21 protein-coding genes and 1 riboswitch are annotated in these 23287 nt (G+C 66.3%); of the genes, 16 read left to right on the top strand and 5 right to left on the bottom strand.

Annotation, left to right across the window (positions count from 1 at the left end):
- Positions 1-49: 49 nt before the first annotated feature.
- Genes ligA through ACX80V_RS11360 form a run of 4 tightly spaced genes read left to right on the top strand, consistent with a single transcriptional unit; the run spans position 50 to position 4156 of the window.
- The gene (gene ligA / locus ACX80V_RS11375) at positions 50-2380 is read left to right on the top strand and encodes an NAD-dependent DNA ligase LigA (RefSeq protein WP_485843194.1); all 2331 of its coding nucleotides are present in this window, start codon (positions 50-52) and stop codon (positions 2378-2380) included.
- Positions 2377-3195: an inositol monophosphatase family protein gene (locus ACX80V_RS11370; protein WP_485843193.1), complete on the top strand. Its 819-nt coding sequence runs from the start codon at positions 2377-2379 to the stop codon at positions 3193-3195. The genes ligA and ACX80V_RS11370 overlap by 4 nt, the downstream gene beginning before the upstream one ends.
- Before the next feature lie 26 nt (positions 3196-3221).
- The gene (locus tag ACX80V_RS11365; protein WP_056348181.1) at positions 3222-3734 is read left to right on the top strand and encodes a GNAT family N-acetyltransferase; all 513 of its coding nucleotides are present in this window, start codon (positions 3222-3224) and stop codon (positions 3732-3734) included.
- Between the two features lie 38 nt (positions 3735-3772).
- Positions 3773-4156: a RidA family protein gene (locus ACX80V_RS11360; protein WP_485843192.1), complete on the top strand. Its 384-nt coding sequence runs from the start codon at positions 3773-3775 to the stop codon at positions 4154-4156.
- A 177-nt stretch (positions 4157-4333) separates the two neighbouring features.
- On the opposite strand, the gene ACX80V_RS11355 is transcribed toward ACX80V_RS11360, so the two are convergent.
- Together ACX80V_RS11355 and ACX80V_RS11350 are read right to left on the bottom strand one after the other, a co-directional pair.
- Positions 4334-4996, bottom strand: a complete 663-nt coding sequence (locus ACX80V_RS11355; protein WP_058932726.1) for a response regulator — start codon at positions 4994-4996, stop codon at positions 4334-4336.
- On the bottom strand, positions 4996-6744 hold the full coding sequence (locus tag ACX80V_RS11350) for a sensor histidine kinase (protein ID WP_485843191.1): 1749 nt from the start codon (positions 6742-6744) through the stop codon (positions 4996-4998). The genes ACX80V_RS11355 and ACX80V_RS11350 overlap by 1 nt, the downstream gene beginning before the upstream one ends.
- Positions 6745-6908: 164 nt before the next feature.
- Between ACX80V_RS11350 and ACX80V_RS11345 the strand changes: the two genes are divergently transcribed.
- The 5 genes from ACX80V_RS11345 (at position 6909) to ACX80V_RS11325 (ending at position 12723) form a co-directional block, all read left to right on the top strand.
- On the top strand, positions 6909-8411 hold the full coding sequence (locus ACX80V_RS11345) for a CitMHS family transporter (RefSeq protein WP_485843190.1): 1503 nt from the start codon (positions 6909-6911) through the stop codon (positions 8409-8411).
- Positions 8412-8556: 145 nt separating this feature from the next.
- A complete protein-coding gene (gene gatC, locus ACX80V_RS11340) occupies positions 8557-8853 on the top strand; it encodes an Asp-tRNA(Asn)/Glu-tRNA(Gln) amidotransferase subunit GatC (RefSeq protein WP_056348187.1) in 297 nt (98 codons plus the stop codon).
- Between the two features lie 3 nt (positions 8854-8856).
- Positions 8857-10416, top strand: coding sequence for an Asp-tRNA(Asn)/Glu-tRNA(Gln) amidotransferase subunit GatA (gene gatA / locus ACX80V_RS11335; protein ID WP_485843189.1), 1560 nt, complete (start codon positions 8857-8859; stop codon positions 10414-10416).
- On the top strand, positions 10416-11924 hold the full coding sequence (gatB, locus tag ACX80V_RS11330) for an Asp-tRNA(Asn)/Glu-tRNA(Gln) amidotransferase subunit GatB (RefSeq protein WP_058929563.1): 1509 nt from the start codon (positions 10416-10418) through the stop codon (positions 11922-11924). Before gatA ends, gatB begins: the two co-directional genes overlap by 1 nt.
- 172 nt (positions 11925-12096) lie before the next feature.
- The gene (locus tag ACX80V_RS11325) at positions 12097-12723 is read left to right on the top strand and encodes a hypothetical protein (protein WP_485843188.1); all 627 of its coding nucleotides are present in this window, start codon (positions 12097-12099) and stop codon (positions 12721-12723) included.
- A gap of 57 nt (positions 12724-12780) precedes the next feature.
- On the opposite strand, the gene ACX80V_RS11320 is transcribed toward ACX80V_RS11325, so the two are convergent.
- Positions 12781-13692 (bottom strand): LysR family transcriptional regulator, encoded by a 912-nt coding sequence (locus ACX80V_RS11320; RefSeq protein ID WP_485843187.1) that lies wholly within the window; start codon positions 13690-13692, stop codon positions 12781-12783.
- Between the two features lie 135 nt (positions 13693-13827).
- On the opposite strand from ACX80V_RS11320, the gene tdh reads away from it, so the two are divergent.
- From tdh to ACX80V_RS11295, 5 genes are all read left to right on the top strand, one after another.
- Positions 13828-14874, top strand: a complete 1047-nt coding sequence (gene tdh / locus ACX80V_RS11315) for an L-threonine 3-dehydrogenase (protein WP_485843186.1) — start codon at positions 13828-13830, stop codon at positions 14872-14874.
- Between the two features lie 8 nt (positions 14875-14882).
- Positions 14883-16079, top strand: coding sequence for a glycine C-acetyltransferase (locus ACX80V_RS11310; RefSeq protein WP_485843185.1), 1197 nt, complete (start codon positions 14883-14885; stop codon positions 16077-16079).
- Between the two features lie 68 nt (positions 16080-16147).
- Complete coding sequence (locus ACX80V_RS11305) at positions 16148-17269, top strand: NAD(P)/FAD-dependent oxidoreductase (RefSeq protein ID WP_485843184.1); 1122 nt, start codon at positions 16148-16150, stop codon at positions 17267-17269.
- A gap of 12 nt (positions 17270-17281) precedes the next feature.
- A complete protein-coding gene (gene hutI, locus ACX80V_RS11300) occupies positions 17282-18493 on the top strand; it encodes an imidazolonepropionase (protein WP_485843183.1) in 1212 nt (403 codons plus the stop codon).
- A 98-nt stretch (positions 18494-18591) separates the two neighbouring features.
- Positions 18592-19380, top strand: coding sequence for a DeoR/GlpR family DNA-binding transcription regulator (locus tag ACX80V_RS11295; protein WP_058929556.1), 789 nt, complete (start codon positions 18592-18594; stop codon positions 19378-19380).
- A 14-nt stretch (positions 19381-19394) separates the two neighbouring features.
- Here the strand turns inward: ACX80V_RS11295 and ACX80V_RS11290 are convergent, their stop codons facing one another.
- Positions 19395-20075 carry a histidine phosphatase family protein gene (locus ACX80V_RS11290; RefSeq protein WP_485843182.1) on the bottom strand — a complete coding sequence of 227 codons (681 nt, stop codon included), beginning with the start codon at positions 20073-20075 and terminating at the stop codon, positions 19395-19397.
- Positions 20076-20219: 144 nt separating this feature from the next.
- Here ACX80V_RS11290 and ACX80V_RS11285 point away from each other — a divergent pair, with 144 nt between their 5' ends.
- Positions 20220-20999: a CPBP family intramembrane glutamic endopeptidase gene (locus ACX80V_RS11285; RefSeq protein ID WP_485843181.1), complete on the top strand. Its 780-nt coding sequence runs from the start codon at positions 20220-20222 to the stop codon at positions 20997-20999.
- A gap of 126 nt (positions 21000-21125) precedes the next feature.
- Here ACX80V_RS11285 and ACX80V_RS11280 read toward each other — a convergent pair whose 3' ends face one another.
- Positions 21126-21764 carry a VOC family protein gene (locus ACX80V_RS11280; RefSeq protein ID WP_056348211.1) on the bottom strand — a complete coding sequence of 213 codons (639 nt, stop codon included), beginning with the start codon at positions 21762-21764 and terminating at the stop codon, positions 21126-21128.
- A gap of 208 nt (positions 21765-21972) precedes the next feature.
- Positions 21973-22087, top strand: a riboswitch (SAM riboswitch).
- Between the two features lie 12 nt (positions 22088-22099).
- Between ACX80V_RS11280 and metX the strand changes: the two genes are divergently transcribed.
- Positions 22100-23215, top strand: a complete 1116-nt coding sequence (gene metX, locus ACX80V_RS11275; protein ID WP_485843180.1) for a homoserine O-acetyltransferase MetX — start codon at positions 22100-22102, stop codon at positions 23213-23215.
- Positions 23216-23287: the final 72 nt, after the last annotated feature.

Genomic DNA, 23287 nt, shown 5'->3' with positions numbered 1-23287 from the left:
GCAGTGGGCGTTTGGGCGCAATGTCGGGGCGGTAAGGCAAGATAGGTCTGTGAGCACAGCACCGGTCCCCGCAGAGGAAACAGCAAACAGCACTGAGGAACTAACCGAGCCGGACGCCGTCCCCGCTGGGTCAGTGCGCGAAGAATATGAGAATCTGACGGACCTGGTCAGGAAGTACCGGTTTGCGTATTACCAGGAGGACGAACCCCTGGTCTCTGACGCGGAATTCGACGAACTGTTCCGGCGCCTGGAGGAGATCGAGGCCCTGCATCCGGAGCTGGTAGCCAATGATTCGCCTACGCAGGAGGTTGGCGGGGAAGTCTCAGCCGCGTTCGCCGCCGTCGAACATCTGCAGCGGATGTATAGCCTCGAGGACGTCTTTTCCCTGGAGGAGCTGGAGGCCTGGATCACCAAAGCCGAGGCCGGCGTCAGCAAGCTGGGGGACACGGCTCAGCTCGCGTGGCTCACGGAACTGAAGATTGACGGCCTCGCGGTCAACCTGTTGTACCGCGACGGGAAACTGGTCCGGGCGGCCACCAGGGGTGACGGAACCACGGGTGAAGACATCACCCACAACGTCCTGACGATCAAGGAAATCCCGACGGAACTGACGGGCACCGGCTTTCCCCCGGAGGTGGAAATCCGGGGCGAGGTCTTTATCCCTTCCAAGGCTTTTGCGGAATTCAATGAGGCACTGATCGAAGCCGGCAAGGCGCCGCTGGCCAACCCCCGGAATGCCGCCGCCGGTTCGATCAGGCAAAAGGATCCGGCGGAAACCGCCAAGCGTCCGTTGCGGATGTTTGTCCATGGCATTGGTGCGCGCGAAGGGCTGGAAACCCTGAGCCAGTCCCAGACCTACGCCGTGCTGGAACAATGGGGCCTTCCCGTCAGCCCCTACTTCGAGGTTCTCGGGGGCCTGCCGGAGATCCTTGCCTTCATCAAGCGCTATGGCGAACAACGGCACAACCTCATGCATGAAATCGACGGCATTGTGGTCAAGGTTGACGATCTCGCCACCCAGCGTGCCTTGGGCTACACCACCCGGGTGCCGCGGTGGGCCGTGGCCTATAAATACCCGCCGGAGGAAGTCCACACCAAACTTCTGGACATTGCAGTCAACGTCGGACGCACCGGACGCGTCACCCCGTACGGCATCATGACGCCAGTCAAGGTGGCCGGGTCCACCGTGGAGATGGCCACGCTCCACAACCAGGATGTGGTCAAGGCCAAGGGTGTGAAGATCGGCGACATCGTTGTCCTGCGGAAGGCCGGGGACGTCATTCCGGAAATTGTGGGGCCGGTGCTCGCCCTGCGCGACCAGCAGAAACCGCCGGTGCGGGACTTCGTGATGCCCACCGAATGCCCTGCCTGCGGCACACCGCTGGCACCGGCCAAGGAAGGGGACGTGGACATCCGCTGCCCCAACGCCCGCTCCTGCCCGGCGCAGCTTCGGGAGCGCGTCTTCCACCTGGCCGGGCGCGGCGGCTTCGATATCGAGGCCCTGGGCTGGGAGGCAGCCATCGCGCTGACCTCCGGACCGGGTGCGGATCCAGCCACCAACGGCGGAAGGGTGGAACCGTCCGGCGACGGCATCCTGACCAGTGAGTCCGCGCTGTTTGAACTGGCTGCGGATTCCGGACTGGACGAGCTGCGGAACAAACTGGCAGGCGTGTTGGTCTGGCGGGAGAAGCGCGTCAAGGGCGTGGGCACGGGTACGTGGGACCTGGTCCCGTACTTCTGGTCTCGAGGCACCGCCAAGACGCCGTCCAAGCCCACGGCAACCACGAACAAGCTCTTCGACGAACTGACCAAAGCCAAGACGCAGCCCCTGTGGCGGGTGCTCGTTGCCCTGTCCATCCGGCACGTTGGTCCCCGCGCCTCACGGGCCCTTGCCACCGCGTTCGGCACCATGGACGGCATCCGGAACGCCTCCGAGGAAGACCTGGCCCATGTGGACGGCGTCGGCCCAACCATCGCGGCCGCACTGAAGGAGTGGTTCGCCGAGGACTGGCACGTGGAAATCATTGACCGCTGGGCTGCGGCCGGGGTCCGCATGGAGGACGAGCGCGACGAATCCATGCCGCGGACCCTGGAAGGGTTGACCATTGTGGTCACCGGCTCCCTGCCGAACTTCAGCCGGGACGAGGCCAAGGAAGCCATCCTTCTGCGCGGTGGCAAAGCTGCCGGCTCGGTCTCCAAAAACACCAGCTACGTCGTCGCCGGCGAAAGCGCAGGCACCAAACTGGATAAAGCCGAACAGCTCGGAATTCCCGTCCTGGACGAAGAAGGCTTCCGGGAGCTCCTTGCGAACGGCCCGGCCCCCGCTGCCGAAGCCACGCCCATACCAACGCCCACAGAATCAGAAGAGGCAGCCGAATGAGCCACCCGGACCTCAACACCGAACTGCTTTCGGTGGCCCGGCAAGCAGCCGCCGCCGGCGCCGCCGTGCTGGCTTCCCGCAATGGCGAGACGCTGGACGTAAGCAACAAAGGCGACGCCGGCGACTGGGTTACGGCCTTTGATGTCGCCGCGGAGAATGCCGTCCGGGATGCCATCACGGCTGCCCGTCCACAGGACACCATCACGGGGGAGGAGCACGGCACCACCCGGCCCGCTGCCCCCACCGGTTATCGTTGGTCCATCGACCCGCTGGACGGTACCACCAACTTCATCCGGAACATCGTCTACTACGCCACCTCCGTGGCAGTGGCGGATGCCGACGGCGTCTGGCTGGCCGGCGTCGTCAACGCCCCGGCGCTGGGCCGTGTCTACTACGCTGCCCGCGGCCACGGTGCGTGGCTCGAAGAAGGCGGCCGGGTGACGCAGCTCCAGGGCCCGGCGCCGGACCGCGCCGGGCAGATCCTCGCCACCGGCTTCAGTTACGACCCCGGCATCCGTGCCGAGCAGGCTGCACTGCTGGGCAGTCTCATGGATGGATTCGCCGACGTCCGGCGGCTGGGCTCCGCGGCGCTGGACCTCTGCATGGTCGCTGACGGGACCCACGACGCCTACGGCGAACGCGGGCTCAACGAACATGACTTCTCCGCCGGTGCGCTGATTGCCGAGGAAGCCGGTTGCTGGGTCCGGCGTCCCCGGCTGGCCAGTCCGCTGGACGGCGGACCCGCCGACGAGGACAGGCTGGCCGCCTGGACCTGCGCCGGGACCTTGGCGCTGTCCGGCAAGTTTCCGCTGTGACGGTGCTGCGCCACTAACATTGTCAGGTGCAATCGCAAATAACCATCCGACCGGCCGTTGAGGCAGACTTCCAGGCCATCGCCAGGATCACCGTGGACTCGTACCTGGCAGCAGGGTATTTCGACAGCGCGGACCATCCCTATATGCAGCAGATCCAGGATGTTGCCGCCCGTGCCGCGAAGGCCACGATCTGGGTTGCCGAGCGGGACCGGCAGGTGGTGGGTTCCGTGACGCTGGCACTGGCAGGTGAACCGTTCGCCGACATCGCCCTGCCGGACGAGCTGGAGTTCCGGATGCTGGTGGTGGATCCCGCGGTGCAGCGCAGCGGCGCAGGCAAGGCCATGGTGGAAGCCATCATTGCGCATGCGAAATCGCTGGAGGGGATCACGGGCGTCGCCCTCACCACCGGCGGGACCTGGGAGAGCGCCCATGGCCTCTACCGGAAGACAGGCTTCAAACGCGTCCCGGAGCGTGACTGGCTGATTCCGGGCACCGACATAAAGCTGCTGGTTTACCGGCTTGACGTCCAGCCAACCTAAAGTGGTGCCGACTCGTTTTCGGCACTGAAAGGCCCACCATGCGCAAAACATTCGGCACCGGCTCCGTCTGGGAGCAGACCCTCGGCTACTCCCGCGCCGTCCAGGTGGACAACACGCTCTACATTTCCGCCACGGCCGCCAGCGGCGAGGACGGCATTGTGGGCGAGGACTTCTACACGCAGACCCAGTACATCCTGCAGAAGCTCGGCGTGGTCCTGGCCGATGCCGGCTTCAGCTTCGAAGACGTGGTCCAGTCCAAGCTGTACCTGACGGACATCAGCAAGTGGGAAGAGGCCGGCCGCGCCCACGGCGAAGTCTTCGGCGAGATCCGCCCCACGCTGGCCCTCGTGCACGTCCTGCCGTTCCTTGACCCGAAGATGCTCGTCGAAATCGAGCTCGTGGCGCAGAAGAGCGCCAACTAGGAGGCCTCTCGCGGGACAGACATCCTCCGCGTGCTCGCTCGTTCCTCCCCACCGCCACCCTCTCCTCGCAAGCTCGGACAGGGAACCCTGGCGGCGTGGGCCCCCTTAGACGCACGCTTCCGGATGCCTGTCCCGCGTTCGGACGCTTCGCAGTGGCGGGCTCCGGTCGAGTGTGTGTTAACTGGCCGGGAGGCTGTAGCGGTGTTCCGGGCGTCCGGTGGTTCCGTAGCGCAGTTGGATGTCGACGGCGCCGTCGTCGGCCAGCGAGGACAGGTACCTTTGCGCCGTGGCCCGCGAAACCCCCACGCGGGTGGCGACTTCCACCGCCGAATACTGTTCGCCGGCAACCAGCGATTCCAACACCGCGGCCTCGGTGGCGGAGCGGGGTTTGGCCGCCGGCGTCACGTCCCCTGGGATCAATGCCCGTTTGGCCCGCTCCACGGAGCCCTGGTCCAGGGCCCCGGGCTGGCCCAGCAGCCTGCGGTACCGGGCATACGAACGTAGCTGCTGCGAGAGCGACTCGGCGGTAAAGGGCTTCAACAGGTACCCGAGGGCGCCGCGGCGGAACGCCTTCCGTAGCGACTCGGCGTCCGATGCGGCACTGAGGATCATGGTGTCCACGTCCAGCTGCTGCAGCAGGTCGAGACCTGAGGCGTCCGGCAGGTAGACATCCAGCAGCACCAGGTCCGGGCGGAGGCTGTGGATCGCCTGCAGCGCCAGGGATGCCGACCCCACCGGCGCCAGCGCCAGGAATCCCGCCACCGAATCCACATACGTTGCGTGCAGCTTGGCCACGTGGAAATCGTCGTCCACAATCAGCACCCTGAAATCCTCAGGCATCATTTGTCCTTTCCAGCTAAATCCTGGGTCCCCGCAGGTGTCCCGGCGGTGGTCCCGGCCGTTGTGCGTGGCAGGGAAGCCATAAACACGGCACCGGGTCCGCCCGGTGTCCCCGGTTCCAGCAAGCGGACGTCCCCGCCGCGGCGCCGGGCCAGCTTCCGGGCCAGGGCCAGGCCCAGCCCCTGCCCGCCACTCCGTCCACCGGCAGCCGCCGGAGCCGGCACTACGGGGCCAGCCGCTGTCGTAAATCCCTCGGCGAAGACCGCTTCCGCGTCCGTCCCGGCGGCCAGCCCGTCGCCGGAATCGGCGACGACGATGTGCAGCGTCCCGCCGTCGTCGTGCGGTTCATCCAGCACCTCCAGCTCCACCCAGCGGTCCGGGGCGGAGCCCGAGACGGCGGCGTTCACGGCGTTGTCGATCAGGTTGCCCAGTACGGTGGTCACGTCCTGCGGCTCGGTGACCTGGCCGCGGACCAGGGTTTCGGGGCCGATCCGCAGCGTCACGCCGCGCTCGTCGGCCTCCACGCCTTTGGCGCCCACAAAGGCCTGCAGGTAGGGGTCCTGCAAAAGTTCCGCCTGGTCCACCGGGAACTTCAGCGGCCCCGTGGCGGCCAGCCCGGCCAAGTACTCGCGGGCCTGCTGGTGCTGCCCGATGCTCATCAGGCCCGCGATGGTGTGCAGCTGGTTGGCGAATTCGTGGCGCTGGGCACGCAGGGCCGTTGACATGGTGCCCACGGCGTCGAGCTGCCGGGTGAGCTGCTGGAGTTCGGTGCGGTCCCGGAGCATCACCACCCAGCCCAGGTCCTCGCTTCGATGCAGGGCCTTGCGCGCGCTGGCCACCAGGACACTGCCGCCGGCTACCAGCTCAATCGCGTCCGCCTCCGCAGCGTCCGGCCGGGTCAGCGCCCTGAGCTGCTCGGGCACCGGAGCGCCGGCCCACGGCGTCCCGGAAAGGTCCGGCTGCTCCAGAAGGCGCTGCGCCGCTGCGTTGAACACGCTGATCCTGCCGTCGGCCGAAACGCCGATGACGCCGTCGTCTACCCCCTGCAAAACGGCCACCTGGTCGTGCACCAGTGTGCTGATTTCCTCGGGCTCCAGGCCCAGCGTTAGACGCTGGAGCCGGCGCCGCAGCAGGAACGAGGCCAGCACGCCCGCCAACAGCGCACCTGCGGCGGTCAGCCCCACCGGGCCGATGTCGCGCGCAACGCTTTGGCCCACGCTCTCCATGGAGTACCCAACGCTGACCTCGCCCACAACCGTGCCAGTGCCGGGTGCGTAAACAGGAACCTTGGCGCCGGCAGAGGGGCCCAGTGTCCCGGTGTTCCTGGTGGTGACCTCCTGGCCGGCGAGGGCCTCCGACGGATCGGTGCTGACCTTCTCGCCCAGCCGGTCCGGATCCGGGTGCGCCAGGCGCAGGCCGGTTTCGTCGGTGATCACCACAAACAGTGCCCCGGTCCGGGTCCGGATCGCCTCGGCGGCTGCCATCAGCGGCCCGGCGCGGAGCACGGCAGCCGGGGGAGTGCCCGCGCCCGCGCTGATGGCCAGCACGTCAGCCTGCACGGAAGGATCCGCGGCGACGGCGCGGGCCAGCGTCAGGGCCTGGGTTTCCGCCTCGCGGCCCACCCGGTCGTAGGTCAGCCAGGCGTGGACGGCGGCGCTGAGCAGCACCACCAGCAGGACCACGCCCAGCTGAAGGAGGAGGGTCTGCGTGGAGAACCGCAAAGGCGGCGTGCGTGCGGAACGCGGCATGGTTCTCCCTTCCTCAGGCATTGGCGTGAGCACAATGCGCAAAATGCTCCGAATAAGCAGTATGCCAATCAATTGAGCCAAAGGCACGGCCGTGACCTCCGCCACCCTAATGTCTGTAGCACGCGTCACACTGCGGTGGCGTTGTTCACAAGAAGGAGCCGGCCGTGCTGGTATTACTTGGATTCGCAATGATCGCGGTATTCATGGTGCTGATCATGACGAAGAAGTTGACGCCAGTACTGGCGCTGATCATCGTCCCCACCGTTTTTGGCCTCTTCGCAGGCGCCGGACTGGGCATCGGGGACATGGTCCTGGAGTCAATGAAGTCCATGACGTCCACGGCCGCGCTCCTGATGTTCGCCATCATCTACTTCGGCCTGATGATCGACGTCGGGCTGTTCGATCCGCTGGTGAAGTTCATCCTCCGCAAGCTCGGCAATGACCCCGCAAAGGTGGTGCTCGGCACCGCGATCCTGGCGGCCGCGGTCTCCCTGGACGGCGACGGCTCCACCACCTTCATCCTCACCACCGCTGCCATGCTGCCCGTCTATCTGCGCCTGAAGATGAGCCCGGTTGTCCTCACGTGCGTGGCCGGCCTGGCCAACGGCACCATGAACATCCTGCCGTGGGGCGGTCCCACGGCCCGCGCCGCCACTGCGCTCCACCTCGACGTCAACGACGTTTTTGTCCCGATGATCCCGTCCCTCATCGCCGGCCTGGTCGTGGTCTTCGCCTTCGCCTGGCTGCTGGGCCTGCAGGAACGTAACCGACTCCGCGCCACCTCACCGGAAATCTGGGGAACGCCGGACACGGCAGAGCCGTTCACTGCTGAAAAGTTTGACGGCGGCCCTTCCGAAGGCGGCACCGCCGCTTCCTCCGCCGGTACCGGCCGCAGTGGGTCACGTAACCCCGGAACCGGAAGTCCCGCCGTCGGCGGCTACTCTCCGGAAGGTTCGTCAGTGGCTGTCCTGGAACGCACCGAAACGCTGGTGGAAGAACAGGACGGCGGTCTTGCCGATACCGCCCTGGACCCCAACCGCTCCACGCTCCGCCCGAAACTGTTCTGGTTCAACCTTGGCCTGACGGTCGCCGTGATGGTGATGCTCGTGGCCGATCTCGTCCCGCTGCCGTTCGTCTTTATGGTCGGGTCGGCCATCGCGCTTGTAGTGAACTTCCCCAACGTCAAGGAACAGGGCGCTCAGCTGGTGGCCCACTCCTCGTCCATCGTGGCCGTGGTGAGCATGGTGATGGCAGCCGCAGTCCTGACCGGTGTCCTGACCGGCACCGGAATGGTGGAGGCCATGTCCGCGTGGCTGGTCCAGATCATCCCGACCGAAATGGGTCCCTTCCTGGCCGTCATCACCGGCGTCCTCAGCATCCCCATGACGTTCTTCATGAGCAACGACGCCTTCTACTTCGGCGTCCTGCCCGTGCTCAGCGAGACCGCCGCACACTACGGAATCAGCGCCGCGGAGATGGCGCGTGCCTCCATCACCGGCCAGCCGTTCCACCTGCAGAGCCCGCTGGTTCCGGCCATCCTGCTGCTGGTTTCGCTGGCCAAGGTGGACCTCGGCGACCACCACAAAAAGGTCCTGTGGCGCACCGCAGTGGTTTCCCTCGTCATGTTGGCTGTGGGAATGCTGACGGGAGCCATCGGGATCGGTTAGTCTGTAGCTGCCTGTGGCCGGTCCCCGTGACCGGGACCACGGCACCGAGGTGCCCGTCTGACGCCCGCTGGGGGTCGTCAGACGGGCACTGACGTTTCCCCACTAGACTGGTTCGGAAAACAATCCGAACTTGCAGGGGAGATCCATGGCTGCGATCAACCGTGACGATGTTGCGCACCTCGCGCAGCTCGCTCACATCGAGATGAGTGCTGAAGAGCTGGACAGGATGGCCGGCGAACTCGCCGTCATCGTTGATTCAGTGAAGTCCGTGAGTGAAGCCGCCGGTGATGACGTCCCGGCAACCTCCCACCCGATCCCGCTGACCAACGTGTTCCGCGAGGACGTTGTGGGCCACACTTTCACCGCGGAGCAGGCACTCTCGGGGGCTCCGGATTCCGATGAGAACCGTTTCAAGGTCCCGGCAATCCTGGATGAGGCATAACCAATGACTGACACCAACGAACTCATCCGCCTGTCCGCCGCGCAGCTGGCCGGCATGCTCGCCGCGGGCGAGGTCACCTCCGTCGAGGTCACGCAGGCTTACCTGGACCGGATCGCAGCTGTCGACGGCGGCGAACGCGGCGTGAACGCGTTCCTGCACGTCAACACGGAGGAAGCGCTCGCCGTCGCCGCCGAGGTGGACGCCATCCGCGCCGCCGGCGGTGCCGCGGCCGAGGAACTCCACGTACTCGCCGGCGTGCCGATCGCGGTCAAGGACCTCATCGTCACCATCGGCCAGCCCACCACGGCAGGCTCCAAGATCCTCGAAGGCTGGCACAGCCCCTACGACGCCACGGTGGTCAAGCGTCTCCGTGCCGCCAAAATGCCCATCCTGGGCAAGACCAACTTGGACGAATTCGCCATGGGTTCCTCCACCGAGCACTCCGCGTACGGCCCCACCCGCAACCCGTGGGACCTGGACCGGATTCCGGGCGGTTCCGGCGGCGGTTCGGCTGCGGCCGTTGCCGCTTTTGAGGCCCCGCTGGCCCTCGGCACGGACACCGGCGGGTCCATCCGCCAGCCCGGCGCCGTCACCGGCACCGTGGGAGTCAAGCCCACCTACGGCGGTGTTTCCCGCTACGGGGCCATCGCGATGGCTTCCTCGCTGGACCAGATCGGCCCGGTTTCCCGCACCGTCCTGGACTCGGCGCTGCTGCACCAGGTCATCGGCGGGCATGACCCCTTTGACTCCACATCCCTGCCCGACCCCCTGGCAGACCTCGTCGCCGCTGCCCGCGTGGGCAACGTTGAAGGCATGCGGATCGGCATCATCAAGGAACTTCACGGCGAGGGCTACCAGGCCGGCGTCGAGAACCGCTTCAACGAATCCCTGGAACTGCTCAAGCAGGCCGGTGCGGAAATCGTCGAGGTGTCCTGCCCCAACTTCCAGTACGCCCTCGGCGCCTACTACCTGATCATGCCGTCGGAGGCCTCCTCCAACCTGGCCAAGTTCGACGGCGTCCGGTACGGCCTGCGCGTCCTGCCCGAGGACGGACCCATGACGATCGAACGCGTTATGGGCGCCACCCGCGCCGCCGGCTTCGGTGACGAAGTCAAGCGCCGCATCATCCTGGGCACCTATGCCCTGAGCGCCGGTTACTACGACGCGTACTACGGTTCGGCCCAGAAGGTCCGCACCCTGGTCCAGCGCGACTTCGAGGCCGCGTTCGCGCAGGCCGACGTCCTGATCTCTCCCACGGCGCCCACCACGGCGTTCAAGCTCGGGGAGAAACTGAATGATCCGCTGGCGATGTACCTCAACGACGTCGCCACCATCCCCGCCAACCTGGCAGGCGTGCCCGGGCTGACCCTGCCCGGCGGCCTGGCGGACGAGGACGGCCTTCCCGTCGGCATCCAGCTGCTGGCTCCGGCCCGCGAGGATGCCCGGCTCTACCGGGTGGGTGCTGTCCTGGAATCCCTCCTGGAGGCACAATGGGGCGGCCCGCTCCTGGACCAGGCGCCGCCGTTGGTTGAGACCCTTGTTGACGCCAAGGAGGCAAAATAATGAGCACGGACGCAACCCTGAGCTTCGAAGAGGCCATGGAGAAGTACGATCCGGTCCTGGGTTTTGAGGTCCACGTGGAGCTCAACACCAAGTCCAAGATGTTCTCCTCCGCGCCCAACGTCTTCGGCGATGAGCCGAACACCAACGTTAACGAGGTGGACCTGGGCATGCCCGGTGTGCTGCCGGTAGTGAACAGGGTCGCGATCGAGTCCTCGATCAAGATCGGCCTTGCCCTGAACTGCAAGATCGCTGAATCCTGCACGTTCGCCCGGAAGCAGTACTTCTATCCGGACACTCCCAAAAACTTCCAGACGTCGCAGTACGAGGACCCCATCGCGTACGACGGCTACCTGGACATCGAACTGTCGGACGGGACCATCTTCCGCGTGGAGATCGAGCGCGCCCACATGGAAGAGGACGCCGGAAAGCTGACGCACATGGGCGGGGCCGCCGGCCGCATCCAGGGTGCCGACTTCTCGCTGGTGGACTACAACCGTTCCGGCGTTCCGCTGGTGGAGATTGTCACCAAGCCCATCGAGGGTGCGGGTTCCCGAGCCCCGGAGCTGGCCAAGGCCTACGTGGCCGCCGTCCGGGAGATTGTCAAGAACCTTGGTGTGTCGGACGCGAAGATGGAACGCGGCAACGTGCGCTGCGACGCGAACGTTTCGCTGCGCCCGCACGGCCGCGAACGCTTCGGCATCCGCTCCGAAACGAAGAACGTCAACTCGCTGCGGGCCGTCGAACACGCCGTCCGCTACGAGATCCAGCGGCACGCAGCCGTCCTGGATGCCGGCAACCCGATCATCCAGGAAACCCGCCACTGGCACGAGGACACGCGCACCACCACCTCGGGCCGGCCAAAGTCAGACGCCGATGACTACCGCTACTTCCCGGAGCCCGACCTCGTTCCGATCGTTGCGTCCCGCGAATGGGTGGAGGAGCTCCGCGCCACCCTGCCCGAGCCGCCGGCGGCCCGCCGCAAGCGGCTGCAGTCGGACTGGGGCTACTCGGACCTGGAATTCCGCGACGTTGTCAACGCCGGCGTTATGGATGAGATCGAGGAAACCATCGCCGCAGGAGCTTCTGCCTCTGTCGCCCGTAAGTGGTGGATGGGCGAGATCGTTGGCCGTGCCAAGAACGCCGACGTCGATCCCGGCCAGCTGGGCGTCCAGCCCGCCACCATCGTGGAGCTGAACCGGATGGTCGAGGACGGCAAGATCAACAACAAGATGGCCACCGAAGTCCTGGACGGCGTGCTCGCCGGCGAAGGCACCCCGGCGGAGATCGTGGAGAAGCGCGGCCTCGCCGTTGTTTCCGACGACGGCCCGCTCCTGGAAGCCATCGACGCCGCGCTCGCCGCGCAGCCCGACGTCGCGGACAAGATCCGCGCCGGCAAACTCCAGGCGATCGGCGCGATCGTCGGCGGCGTTATGAAGGCGACCCGCGGGCAGGCCGACGCCGGCCGCGTCAAGGAGCTGATCCTCGCGAAGCTTGGAGTTGAGGGCTGAGCCCAGGGCAAGCTACCTGTATAAACCCAACTGGGTCGCAGCTACTGCGACCCAGTTTGGCTTTAAGTACTCACTTCCCGCCCGCAAAGTACGCGTATTCAGCGGGGCCTGCCGGTTCTAGACTGAAGATCCAGGGCGCCGGAGCCCTGCCCGTGCTGTGGGAGGAATGGCCATGTCGGTCCAAGAACCGTTGAGATTCCGCAAGGTTTTGCTGGCTGGCGTCATAGCGCTGGCGCTGACCGGCACGGGTGTCGCCATCGCCTGGTCCGCCACAGATACGCCGTCGCCGTCGCCGTCGGCCTCCGCGCCGGGGAAATCGGACAAGGCTAAGGGCCAGGAGAAGCCGGCCAAGGCCCAGCGCCCGCAGCACCTGCACAGTGAAAGCGTGGTGAAGAAGGCGGACGGGACGTTCGAAACCTTGCTGACCCAGCAGGGCGCCGTGGAGGCCGTCAGCGAAACCTCGCTCACCGTCAAGAGCGAGGACGGTTTCACCCAGACCTACGCCGTCAACGCGGAGACCAGGATCATCAAGTTCCCTGCCCCGGCCGCGGACGGTTCGCCGGCAACGGGCGACGACGGCAAACGGCTGAAGCGGTCAGAGGTCACCATCGCGGAAATCGCCACGGGCGAGGCCGTCAGGGTCTCCGGCGTCAAGAACGGTGACAACGCCACCGCCCGGCAGATCGTGGAGGGCGCCGGCACGGGTCCGGGCCTGGGCCTCGGAAAAGGAATGGGCAAGGGACACGGTCACGGGCTGGGCAAGGGCCTCGGCCACGCCAAGCGGCTTGCCCCCAAGTAGGTGGCGCCAACTGTCGTTCTGAGCCCTGAAAACGACGGGTAGTGCTGCTCAGTTGGGTTAGCCCTGCTCCACCAGCCCGGTCATGATCGCCTGCAGCGCCTCGCACACAATCATCACCGAGCGGCGCTTCAGGTTCTCCGGCCGGGCCAGGATGTCGATCCGCCGCCGGGTGCTGATCCCCTCCAGCGGCCGCAGCACAATGCCCGGGTTGAGCACGGGCCGCGCCGTATGCCGCGGCAGCAGGCCCACCACACCGCCCGCCGCCACCAGCGCGGCCACGGTGGAGTAGTCGTTGATCCGGTGGACGATGTTCAGTTCCTTGCTGGAGACGGCCGCGACGGCGGACAGGACGTCGGCGGGGGAGTATCCGGTGTGGCTGGTCACCCAAGGTTCGCCCACGACGTCGGCCGCGGTGAGAGTGCCCTGGCGGGCCAAGCGATGGTCAGCCGGCAACGCAACATCCAGCGGCTCATGCGCCAGCGGGATCACCGCCACACGCTCCTCCGGCCAACGCGGGCTGTGATCCATGCGGTGCGCCAGCACCAGGTCATACCGCGCGGTCAGCGCCGGGAAGTCCTGCTGCGCCACATCCTCATCGGAGAGCAGGATCCGCGGCTGGCCGGGCGCGTCCAGCATGCGCGCAAGCGGGGCGAACAGTGCCTGCCCCGCGCTGTGGAAGCCGCTGACCGTCACGGGGCCAACGGGCGAGCCGTGATAGGCCCCGATTGCCGTCCGGGCATCCGCCATGGCACTGACGACGGCGGCACCGGCGTCGGCGAGCACCTGGCCGGCCTCGGTCAGCACCAGGTTGCGGCCCTCCTTCCGGGTCAGCGGAACCTCAACATTGCGCTGCAGCAGTGCCAGTTGCTGGGACACCGCGGAGGGCGTGACCATCAGCGTCTCCGCCACCGCTTTTACGCTGCCCAGGGCTCCGAGTTCGCGGAGGATTTCCAGCTGGTGAATTTCCATCCGCCCAGTCTATGCATTAGTGAACACTTCATCGTCGATTGAGAGAATTCTGCTTGTGCTAATGCTTCGAAATGGCTCTAATGAAGGGAGACCATACCCGCAGGCCGCGGGTCGCTGCCAACAGTCAGGAAGCCAATGAAGGCACTCTACAAGTCCGGTGCACACGCCGGGTTCGAGCTGGTTGACCGGCCCGAGCCCGAGGCCAGCCCCAGCGACGTCAAGATCCGGGTCATGACCACCGGGATCTGCGGCACGGACCTGCACATCCAGTCCTGGGACGCCTGGGCGCAGGGCATGATCGAGGCACCCCTCATCGCCGGCCATGAGTTCTACGGTGAAGTAGTGGAAATCGGCGACGGCGTCCGCGACGTCAAAGTGGGGGACCGCGTATCCGGCGAAGGCCACGTGGTCTGCGGGATCTGCCGGAACTGCCGCGCAGGCCGCCGCCACATGTGCATCCACACCGTCAGCGTCGGTGTACAGAGGGACGGCGCCTTCGCCGAGTACGTGGTCATCCCCGAGACCAACGTCTGGGTTCACCATGACCCCTCCATCACACCGGAACTCGGCGCGATTTTCGATCCGTTCGGCAACGCCGTGCACACCGCCCTCAGCTTCCCGCTGGTGGGCGAGGACGTGCTCATCACCGGGGCAGGACCCATCGGCCTGATGGCCATCGCCGTGGCCCGCCACGCCGGGGCGCGCAAGATCGCCATCACCGATGTCTCCCAGCCACGGCTCGAGCTTGCACGCCAGCTCGGCGTGGACCTCACCATCGACGTCTCCACCACGCGCGTCAATGATGCCCAGCGTGAACTCGGCATGCGCGAAGGCTTCGACATCGGCATGGAAATGTCCGGCCACCCCACCGCCCTGCCTGAGATGATCAACAACATGAACCACGGCGGCCGCATTGCCATGCTCGGCCTGCCCAGCCAGGACATCACCATCGACTGGGGCAAAGTGGTCACGCACATGCTGACGCTGAAGGGCATCTACGGCCGGGAAATGTATGAGACGTGGTACGCCATGAGCGCCATGCTCTCCTCCAACCCCGTGCTGCACGCCGGCATCTCAGCGGTAGTGACGGACAAGCTGCCCGCCGCAGAATGGGAAAAAGGCTTCGCCACCGCCCGCGCCGGCGTCGGCGGAAAAGTTGTCCTCGACTGGACCGAACTCTAAGGAGCACCATGTACACCTCCATCAAGGACCAGCTGCAGGCTGAGCTGGACGACATCCGTACCGCCGGGCTCTTCAAAACCGAACGCAGCATCAACTCCCCGCAGTCCAGCCACATCACGGCAGGGCAGATCGGCCAGCCCGGCGCCACCGTCCTGAACTTCTGCGCCAACAACTACCTGGGCCTCGCGGACCACCCGGACATCATCGCCGCGGCCAAAGAGGCCATGGACTCACGGGGCTTCGGCATGGCCAGCGTCCGCTTCATCTGCGGCACCCAGGATCTTCACCTGGAACTGGAAGCCAGGGTCTCCAGATTCCTCGGCACGGAGGACACTATCCTGTTCTCCAGCTGCTTCGATGCCAACGGCGGCGTCTTCGAATCCCTCTTCGGCCCTGAGGACGCCATCATCTCCGATGCCCTCAACCATGCCTCCATCATCGACGGCATCCGGCTCTGCAAGGCCCAGCGGTTCCGCTACGCCAACCAGGACATGGCGGACCTCGAGGCCAAGCTCGTTGAAGCGAAGGATGCGCGGCGCAAGATCATCGTCACCGACGGCGTGTTCTCCATGGACGGCTACCTGGCACCGCTGGAGGCCATCTGCGACCTCGCCGAGAAGCACGACGCCCTGGTGATGGTGGACGATTCCCACGCCGTCGGCTTTATGGGTGCCACCGGTGCCGGAACCCCCGAGCACGCAGGCGTGTCCCAGCGCGTGGACATCTACACCGGAACGTTCGGCAAGGCCCTGGGCGGCGCGTCCGGCGGTTACGTGTCCGGCCGCAGTGAAGTGGTGGCCATGCTCCGCCAGAAAGCGCGCCCGTACCTGTTCTCCAATTCCCTGGCCCCCGCGATCGTCGCCGCCACAATCAAGGCCCTTGACCTGGTGGAGAATTCCGGTGACCTGCGGACCCGGCTGTTCGAGAACGCCGGGCTGTTCCGCCGGCGGATGACCGAAGAGGGTTTTGAACTCCTCGACGGCGAACACGCGATTGTTCCCGTGATGTTCGGGGACGCCGTAATGGCCGCCAAGGTGGCTGACCAGATGCTCCAGCACGGCGTCTTCGTCACCGCCTTCAGCTTCCCGGTGGTCCCGCGCGGCGCCGCCCGGATCCGCGTGCAGCTTTCAGCGTCGCACTCAGCGGACGACGTCGAAGCGTGCGTGCGTGCGTTCGTCGCCAGCCGTGCCGCAGTAGGGGGTTAACCCAGCCGGGCTAAACCTTACAGAGCAGGACCGGCGCGGCCGCACGGCAACTCTGCAAGGATGGAGCCATGGCAGCACACTACGACGTCCTCATTGTGGGTGGCGGCATCGCCGGCCTGTCCCTGGCGTCCGCGCTCGCGGGCAGCTGCAGCGTGGCGCTGGTCGAGGCGGAGCAGGAGCTGGGGTACCACACGTCCTCCCGTTCCGCCCGCCAGCTCATTCCCAGCTACGGCCCGGACGTGGTCCGGGAGCTCACGGTCCGGACCCTTGAACTGATCGCGGCCCGGGACGCCCAACTGCCTGAACCTGTCCTGACGCCGCGAAGCTTTATGCTTATCGGCACAGAGGAATCCGTCCGCGCCGAGGGCAGCGGCCACATGAATGCCATCACGCATGAACGGGCACTGGAGCTGTGCCCTGCACTGGTGCCCGGAGCTTTCTCCGCCGCAGGCCTGGACACCGGATCCTTCGGCTGCAACGCCCCGCTGCTGATGGCCGACCACCGCCTGCGGGCGGAGGCTGCCGGCGCCGACATCATCACCGGCGCCCGCGTACATTCCGCCCAGCGGCTGGGCTCGGGCTGGGAGGTCGGCGCCGGGCAGGAAGCCTTCGAAGCCGGTGTGCTGGTCAATGCGGCCGGCGCCTGGGCCGATGAAATCGCCGTGATCAGCGGCGTGGAGAAGCTCGGGCTGCAGCCGTACCGGCGCACTGCGGCGATTGTCGACGTCGAACATCCACTGCCAGGGCACAGCCCCATGGTGGCGGCAGCGGACCACACGTTCTATTTCCGCCGGGAGGGCACCGACGTGCTGATCTCGCCGTCGGAAACGGTGCCCAGCGGACCCGAGGACGCCCGGCCGCGGCCCGGCGATGTCGAGCGGCTGATCGTGAAGCTGAACGAGCTGACAACATTGGGAATCCGCGGAGTTCGGAGCGCGTGGACGGGGCTCCGGACCGAGGCAGCCGACGGCGTCCCGGTAGCCGGTTTCGACGCCGAAGCCCCCGGGTTCTACTGGCTGGCCGGTCAGGGCGGTTACGGTTTCCAGACGTCATCGGCCATGGCTGAGCTCGCCGCCGCGCAGATCCTTGCCGGACAGGGCACCGGGCACCGGGCGGCCGCTCCGGCCCACGATCCGGCATCCCGGACAGCGGAGGCGCTGGCCGCCACGCGCTGGTCCGTCCGGCGCTGAACAATGGAACCCATGAGCACCCTGATCACCAACATCGCCGAGCTGATGACCCAGGACCTGGAACACCGCGTCCTTAAGAATGCCGCCGTGGTGGTCGAGGGCGAACGGATCTCCTGGCTCGGTTCCGCCGCGGATGCGCCGGCGGCCGACGACGCCGTGGACGCCGGCGGCCGGGCCGTGTTGCCGGGCTGGGTGGATTCGCACACACACCTGGTCTTCGCCGGCGACCGCACGGCGGAGTTCGAAGCGCGGATGGCGGGGGAGTCCTATTCGGCCGGGGGCATCGCCGTCACCATGGACGCCACCCGCCGCGCGTCCGATTTCGACCTCACCCGGCTGGCGATGGCGCGCGTGTCCGAGGCCGTGTCGCAGGGCACCACCTACCTCGAAACCAAGACAGGCTACGGGCTGGATATTGAGCACGAGGCCCGGAGTGCCCGGATCGCCTCCACGGTCGTAGACGAAGTCACCTACCTGGGTGCCCACCTTGTCCCCGCGGGCACCGATGCGGATGCCTACACCGATCTCGTCTGCGGGCCCATGCTTGACGCCGTCCGGCCGTACGTCCGGTGGGCGGACGTCTTCTGCGAGGAAGGCGCCTTCACTGCGGAGCAGTCCCGCCGTGTGCTGGAGGCGTGCCGGGCCGCCGGACTGGGGATCCGCGTCCACGGGAACCAGCTCGGCGAGGGTCCGGGCGTGCAGCTGGCGGTGGAACTCGGGGCAGCCAGCGTGGACCACGTGAACTACCTGTCGGCCCGTGATGTGGCGGTCCTGGCGGAAAGCTGGTCCGGCTGGAACCCGGGAACCGGCACTGGCGCTCGAGGCACCGTGGCAACCTGCCTCCCCGCGTGCGATCTCTCCACCCGGCAGCCGCTGGCCCCGGGGCGTGAACTGCTGGACGCCGGCGTGCAGGTGGCGCTGGCCTCCAATTGCAATCCGGGTACCTCGTACACCAGTTCCATGGCGTTCAACGTGGCTACGGCCGTGCTGCAGATGCGCCTGAGCGTCCATGAAGCGGTGCGCGCCGCCACGTATGGGGGTGCGCTGGCGCTGCACCGGGAGGCAGGGCACGACGCCGACGGCGAACGGGCGGTAGGTTCGCTCGCCGTCGGGCATCGTGCGGACCTGCACATGCTGAACGCCCCCTCAGCAACGCATCTCGCTTACCGCCCGGGCATGCCGCTCACGTACGCTGTGTGGCGGGCCGGTGTACGGGCACGCTAAGCAGGGGCCACACTTTGTGATTGCGATGTGATCATTTGTGCCTGTTATGATCAGATAACGTCATATTTTGGTGACTGTTTGATCGCTGAGAGGCCCCCATGACCCGCACTGACCGCCTGACGGCCATCCTGGACATTCTTGCCAAGACCGGCCAGGTGGAGGTGGAGGAGATTGTCTCCCAGCTCGCGGTCTCGCCGGCCACGGCACGGCGGGACCTGGACAGCCTGGCCAAGCGGCGGCTGCTGACCCGCACCCGGGGCGGGGCCACCACCGGCGCCCTGGCCTACGACCTCCCCGGGCGGTACAACCGTGACGACCACGCCGAAGCCAAGGAGCAGATCGCCCAGGCCGCCTCGGCTCTGATTTTTCCCGGCGCTGTGATCGGTCTCTGCGGCGGCACCACCAGCACGGCCCTGGCTCAGATCCTGGCCACGCGCGAGGACCTCAACGCTCCCGGCCACCAGTCCACCCTGACTGTGGTCACCAACGCCATCAACATCGCTGCGCAGTTGGCTGTCCGCCCCAACATCAAAGTCATGGTGACCGGCGGCATCCTGAACCCCCGCTCGTACGAACTCGTGGGCCCGTACACCGACATCATCATGCAGAAGGTGGTCATGGACATCGCCTTCATCGGCGTGAACGGCATCGACCCCGAAGTCGGTCCCACCAACACGGGGGAGGGCGAAGCCTCCGTGAATGCCCTGCTGGCCAGCCGGGCCCGGATCTCCTACGTGCTGGCCGACTCCTCCAAGGTGGGCGTCAGAGCCTTCGCCACCATGGACGGCTACGCGTTCACCCGCCTGATCACTGACTCCGGGATCTCCGCCGAGGACAAGGCCGCATTCGAAGCCAATGGCACCGAAGTGATCGTGGCCCCGCACTAAGGGAGCATTAACCCCTAAAAGATCATCGGCGGCGCATCCAGTACGGTCTCGTCCACCCGGCGGTCCACCCATTGGCTGAACGGAATGTCGAGTTCGTACTTGCCCAGGTCGGTGCGCAGGAGGGTCCGCACTGCGGCGTTGTCCGGGTTGTTGAGGGATTCGAAATACTCCACCGACCAGTGGAACCAGCGCATGCAGAACAGGCGCATGGTGAGCCCGTGGGTCACCAGCAGGGTGTTGGGGGCGTAGTCCGGTTTGGACCAGTGGCGGTACAGCGTCTCCATAAAGGATGAGATCCGGTCGTAGACGTCGGAGCCGGATTCGCCCTCCCGGAACCGGTAGAAGAAATGGCCGTAGGCGTTGCGGAGTTCCTTCTGGTCCTCGATGTCGCCGGTGATCTGGAAATTGGCCCAGTCCTGCTCGCGGAGGCGCGGCTCTTCGATCACCCGTTCCGTGAGATTGCCGAGGTTGAGTGCCTTCAGGGTCTGGTGCGCCCGCAGGTACGGCGACACATAAACGCAGACCTGGCGGCCGTCCAGCTCGCGGCGGATCCGTTCCCCGGCCGCCGTGGCCTGCGCCAGGCCCAGGGGAGTCAATGGAATCCGGTAGTCCGGGACCCTGTTGTAGATGGACGTATCGACATTGGCCGCGGACTGGCCGTGCCGGATCATGAAGATTTTCCCAGGCGCGCTCATAAGCCCCAAGCATAGGTGCCGCCGCATGGACGCTCTCTCACTTTCGGTGGGTTTTTGGCGGACGCTCTCTCACTTTGGTCAGCCCCGGCGAGCTGGCCACCCCCCAATCAGCGAAGAACCAGAAACTACAGGCAAGATGGAACCATGTTGGTTCCCTCCCGCCGTCGGCTGCGGACTGAAGTCTGGATTGTGCTGGGCCTTTCCCTGGGGCAGTCCGCCGTCTACTCGGTGGTGCAGCTGCTGGACAAGATGACGCGTGCACCGCTGGCCGAAGGCACGTCCACGCTGAACCGGTCACAGAGCCCCCGCGAGTACTTCGACCTCACCTACCAGCTGCTGGACATCATTTTCGCCCTCGTGCCCGTGCTGCTGGTCATCTACTTCCTCACGGACCAGCGGCAATCCGGTTCCGGCTTGAGCGCCCAGGGCGGGTCCGCCTTCCGGAAGCTGGGGTTCAACTTCGCCAGGCCGGGCCGTGACCTGCTGCAGGGCTTTGGCCTCGCGGCGCTGATCGGAATTCCTTCGCTGGGCCTCTACGCAGCGGGACGTGCCCTGGGGATCACCACCGCCATCATCCCCAGCGCACTCGACTCGTACTGGTGGACAGTTCCCGTCCTGATCCTGTCCGCGCTGCGGCACGCCGTCGTGGAAGAAGTCATTGTGGTGGGCTACCTCCTGGACCGCTTCGGCAAGTTCGGCTGGAGCATGCCCCTGTCCATCTTCACCAGCTCGATGCTCCGCGGCAGCTACCACCTATACCAAGGCTTCGGGCCGTTCATCGGCAACGCAGTGATGGGTGTGGTCTTCGCCTGGCTCTACACGAAAACCAAGCGGATTATGCCGCTGGTCATCGCGCATGCGCTGCTGGACATCGTTGCCTTCGTTGGCTTCAGCCTCTTTGGCCGGGCTGTGGGCCTCGGGTAAGACGGCCGTGGTTCCCGTGCCGCACAGGTGAACTGAAACGGGTCCGGCCTTAAAAGGATTCGGCCGCCATCGGTGGGTGGCATCATTGGCACCCGCTGATGGCGGCCGAAGCTATTGAACGTGCAATCAGATGGTGACTGCTCCGGTAGCGGTTTCGAAGGTTACGGACAGGATGCCCGGGGTTCCATGCGGAGCCACCCAGTCAACGGCCACATCCTCCAGCGGCTTCTCGACGGGTTCGCCCAGCCATTCCGTCACGCGTTCGGCGGAACCGGCTATGGTCAGGCAGCTCATCTTGACGTTGCTCTCATAGGCGTTGGACGGGTGCAGGGCGGGGTCGCCCTCCCACTTGAGCATGTACGGGACCTGGGGGTCCGCGATCAGGCCCAGGATGCCGATCTGCTTCCAGACCAGCTCGCGGCCGTCCGGGAACTTGCGGTTGCCGTTGACGGCGGCACGGCCCAGGCGGTCTTCGAACGGAGCGAGGTCGTCCACTTCGACGCACCAGCCCATCCAGCCGCCGCCGGCTTCGGACCGGGCCCGGACAGCCTGCCCGAAGGGAGCCTTGTCCGATGCCGGGTGGTTCAGGACCTCCACGACTTCCAGGTATTTGTGGCCCGCGAGGGGAATAATCATGTTCCGGGTTCCAAACCGGGGGTGCACGCCACCCTTCACGGCTTCAACGCCGAGGGCGGACGAAATTCGTTCGGTGGTGGCAACGAGGCCATCTTGTTCACAGGCGTAAGAGACGTGATCCATGCGCATGCCATCATCTTGGCACTTTGTGATCCGGCTCTCAGCTAAGGGTAGCCTTACCGGAATCCTGATGCGTCACGAGTGGACATTTCCGGGCGGCCAAGGGCGCGGCGGACCCTGGCAAGGACGCGGCCGGCCAGCCGCAGTAGGGCTCCCGCGAAGTCATAACCAGTCACACGCTTAGCAATAGACCGGGGCTGTTCGTACACTCGAAGCAGGTCATGAGTGCCAGCGACAGCCCCGGCTTGCTGGCCGGCAACCCTCTTTTGCGGTGGGGTGCCCCGGGTGAGGACCTGGCCTGCCGGTCAATTGACGGTGGGCAAGCGCATAGAAAAGGTCCTTCCATGACGATTACGATTTCCCGTACTGCAGCACCCGGAAACGGGGTGGTCCGGTACGCCAGCATCGGCGGACTCGAGCTCGAAGCCGGCGGCTACCTCCCGGAAGTCACCCTCGGCTATGAAACGTGGGGAACCCTCAACGCGGACGGCTCCAACGCCGTCCTGATTGAGCACGCCCTGACCGGAAGCACACACGTGACGCGCGGCGACAGCGACGAGCCCGGCTGGTGGGAACAGCTGGCCGGGCCCGGTGCGCCGGTGGACACGGACCGGTTCTTTGTGGTCTCCATCAACATCGTGGGCGGCTGCTACGGCTCCACCGGGCCGTCCTCGGTTGCCCCGGACGGCAAGCCGTGGGGGTCCCGCTTTCCGTTGGTAACGCTGCGGGACACCACCGCGGCCGAGGCCAGGCTGGCTGACCAGCTGGGAATCCCGAGCTGGTACGCCGTGCTGGGCGGTTCCATGGGCGGCGCGCGGGCCCTGGAATGGGCGGTCACCTACCCGGAACGGGTTCAGCGGTGCGCCGTTATCTCGATCGGTGCCGCCAGCACGGCCGAACAGATCGCGTTCGCCCAGGCGCAGACGCTCGCCATCCGCCAGGACAGCAATTTTAACGACGGCGACTACTACGGCGGTCCGCTGCCGGAGGACGGCCTGGCCCTGGCACGGCGCATCGCCCACATCACCTACCGCTCCGCCGAGGAATTCCATGGCCGCTTCGGACGGTCGGCCCAGCACCCGGAGTCGCCGTTCCAGGCGGCAGCGCTGGGAGAGCGGGGCCGCTACCAGGTGGAAAGCTACCTTGACCACCAGGGCAAAAAGCTGGTGCGGCGCTTTGATGCCAACAGCTACATCGCCATCACCGACGCCCTGATGAGCCACGACGTCTGCCGCGGGCGGGGCTCGCTGAACGAGGCCTTGGGCCGTGCCACCGCCAGGTTCTTCGTGGCTGCGGTGGACAGCGACCGGCTGTACTTCCCGTCCCAGTCCCGTGAACTGGCTGACGCGCTCCCGGGCGACGTGGACGTGCACGTTATTGAGGCCCCGATCGGCCACGACGGCTTCCTGACCGAGATCGGCCAGCTCGGCGTCCAACTCCGAGACACGTTCCTCATCTAAGCGCCAGGGGACACCCGAGCCCCTGCTCTTAAACGCGAGAGGACACTTGAGGCCCCTGGAATCAGGGCCTCA

This window comes from Pseudarthrobacter arbutini (genome assembly GCF_054510915.1).
The sequence above is the reverse complement of the archived record's forward strand: the minus strand, read 5'-3'. Positions and strand labels throughout refer to the sequence as shown.

Bases quoted from the DNA above. Each gene is read 5' to 3' on its own strand.
- ACX80V_RS11370 (WP_485843193.1), top strand. From the start codon at position 2,377: ATGAGCCACCCGGACCTCAACACCGAACTGCTTTCGGTGGCCCGGCAA.
- ACX80V_RS11360 (WP_485843192.1), top strand. From the start codon at position 3,773: ATGCGCAAAACATTCGGCACCGGCTCCGTCTGGGAGCAGACCCTCGGC.
- ACX80V_RS11355 (WP_058932726.1), bottom strand. From the start codon at position 4,996: ATGCCTGAGGATTTCAGGGTGCTGATTGTGGACGACGATTTCCACGTG.
- ACX80V_RS11350 (WP_485843191.1), bottom strand. From the start codon at position 6,744: ATGCCGCGTTCCGCACGCACGCCGCCTTTGCGGTTCTCCACGCAGACC.
- gatC (WP_056348187.1), top strand. From the start codon at position 8,557: ATGGCTGCGATCAACCGTGACGATGTTGCGCACCTCGCGCAGCTCGCT.
- gatA (WP_485843189.1), top strand. From the start codon at position 8,857: ATGACTGACACCAACGAACTCATCCGCCTGTCCGCCGCGCAGCTGGCC.
- gatB (WP_058929563.1), top strand. From the start codon at position 10,416: ATGAGCACGGACGCAACCCTGAGCTTCGAAGAGGCCATGGAGAAGTAC.
- ACX80V_RS11325 (WP_485843188.1), top strand. From the start codon at position 12,097: ATGTCGGTCCAAGAACCGTTGAGATTCCGCAAGGTTTTGCTGGCTGGC.
- ACX80V_RS11320 (WP_485843187.1), bottom strand. From the start codon at position 13,692: ATGGAAATTCACCAGCTGGAAATCCTCCGCGAACTCGGAGCCCTGGGC.
- tdh (WP_485843186.1), top strand. From the start codon at position 13,828: ATGAAGGCACTCTACAAGTCCGGTGCACACGCCGGGTTCGAGCTGGTT.
- ACX80V_RS11310 (WP_485843185.1), top strand. From the start codon at position 14,883: ATGTACACCTCCATCAAGGACCAGCTGCAGGCTGAGCTGGACGACATC.
- ACX80V_RS11305 (WP_485843184.1), top strand. From the start codon at position 16,148: ATGGCAGCACACTACGACGTCCTCATTGTGGGTGGCGGCATCGCCGGC.
- hutI (WP_485843183.1), top strand. From the start codon at position 17,282: ATGAGCACCCTGATCACCAACATCGCCGAGCTGATGACCCAGGACCTG.
- ACX80V_RS11295 (WP_058929556.1), top strand. From the start codon at position 18,592: ATGACCCGCACTGACCGCCTGACGGCCATCCTGGACATTCTTGCCAAG.
- ACX80V_RS11290 (WP_485843182.1), bottom strand. From the start codon at position 20,075: ATGAGCGCGCCTGGGAAAATCTTCATGATCCGGCACGGCCAGTCCGCG.
- ACX80V_RS11285 (WP_485843181.1), top strand. From the start codon at position 20,220: ATGTTGGTTCCCTCCCGCCGTCGGCTGCGGACTGAAGTCTGGATTGTG.
- ACX80V_RS11280 (WP_056348211.1), bottom strand. From the start codon at position 21,764: ATGCGCATGGATCACGTCTCTTACGCCTGTGAACAAGATGGCCTCGTT.
- metX (WP_485843180.1), top strand. From the start codon at position 22,100: ATGACGATTACGATTTCCCGTACTGCAGCACCCGGAAACGGGGTGGTC.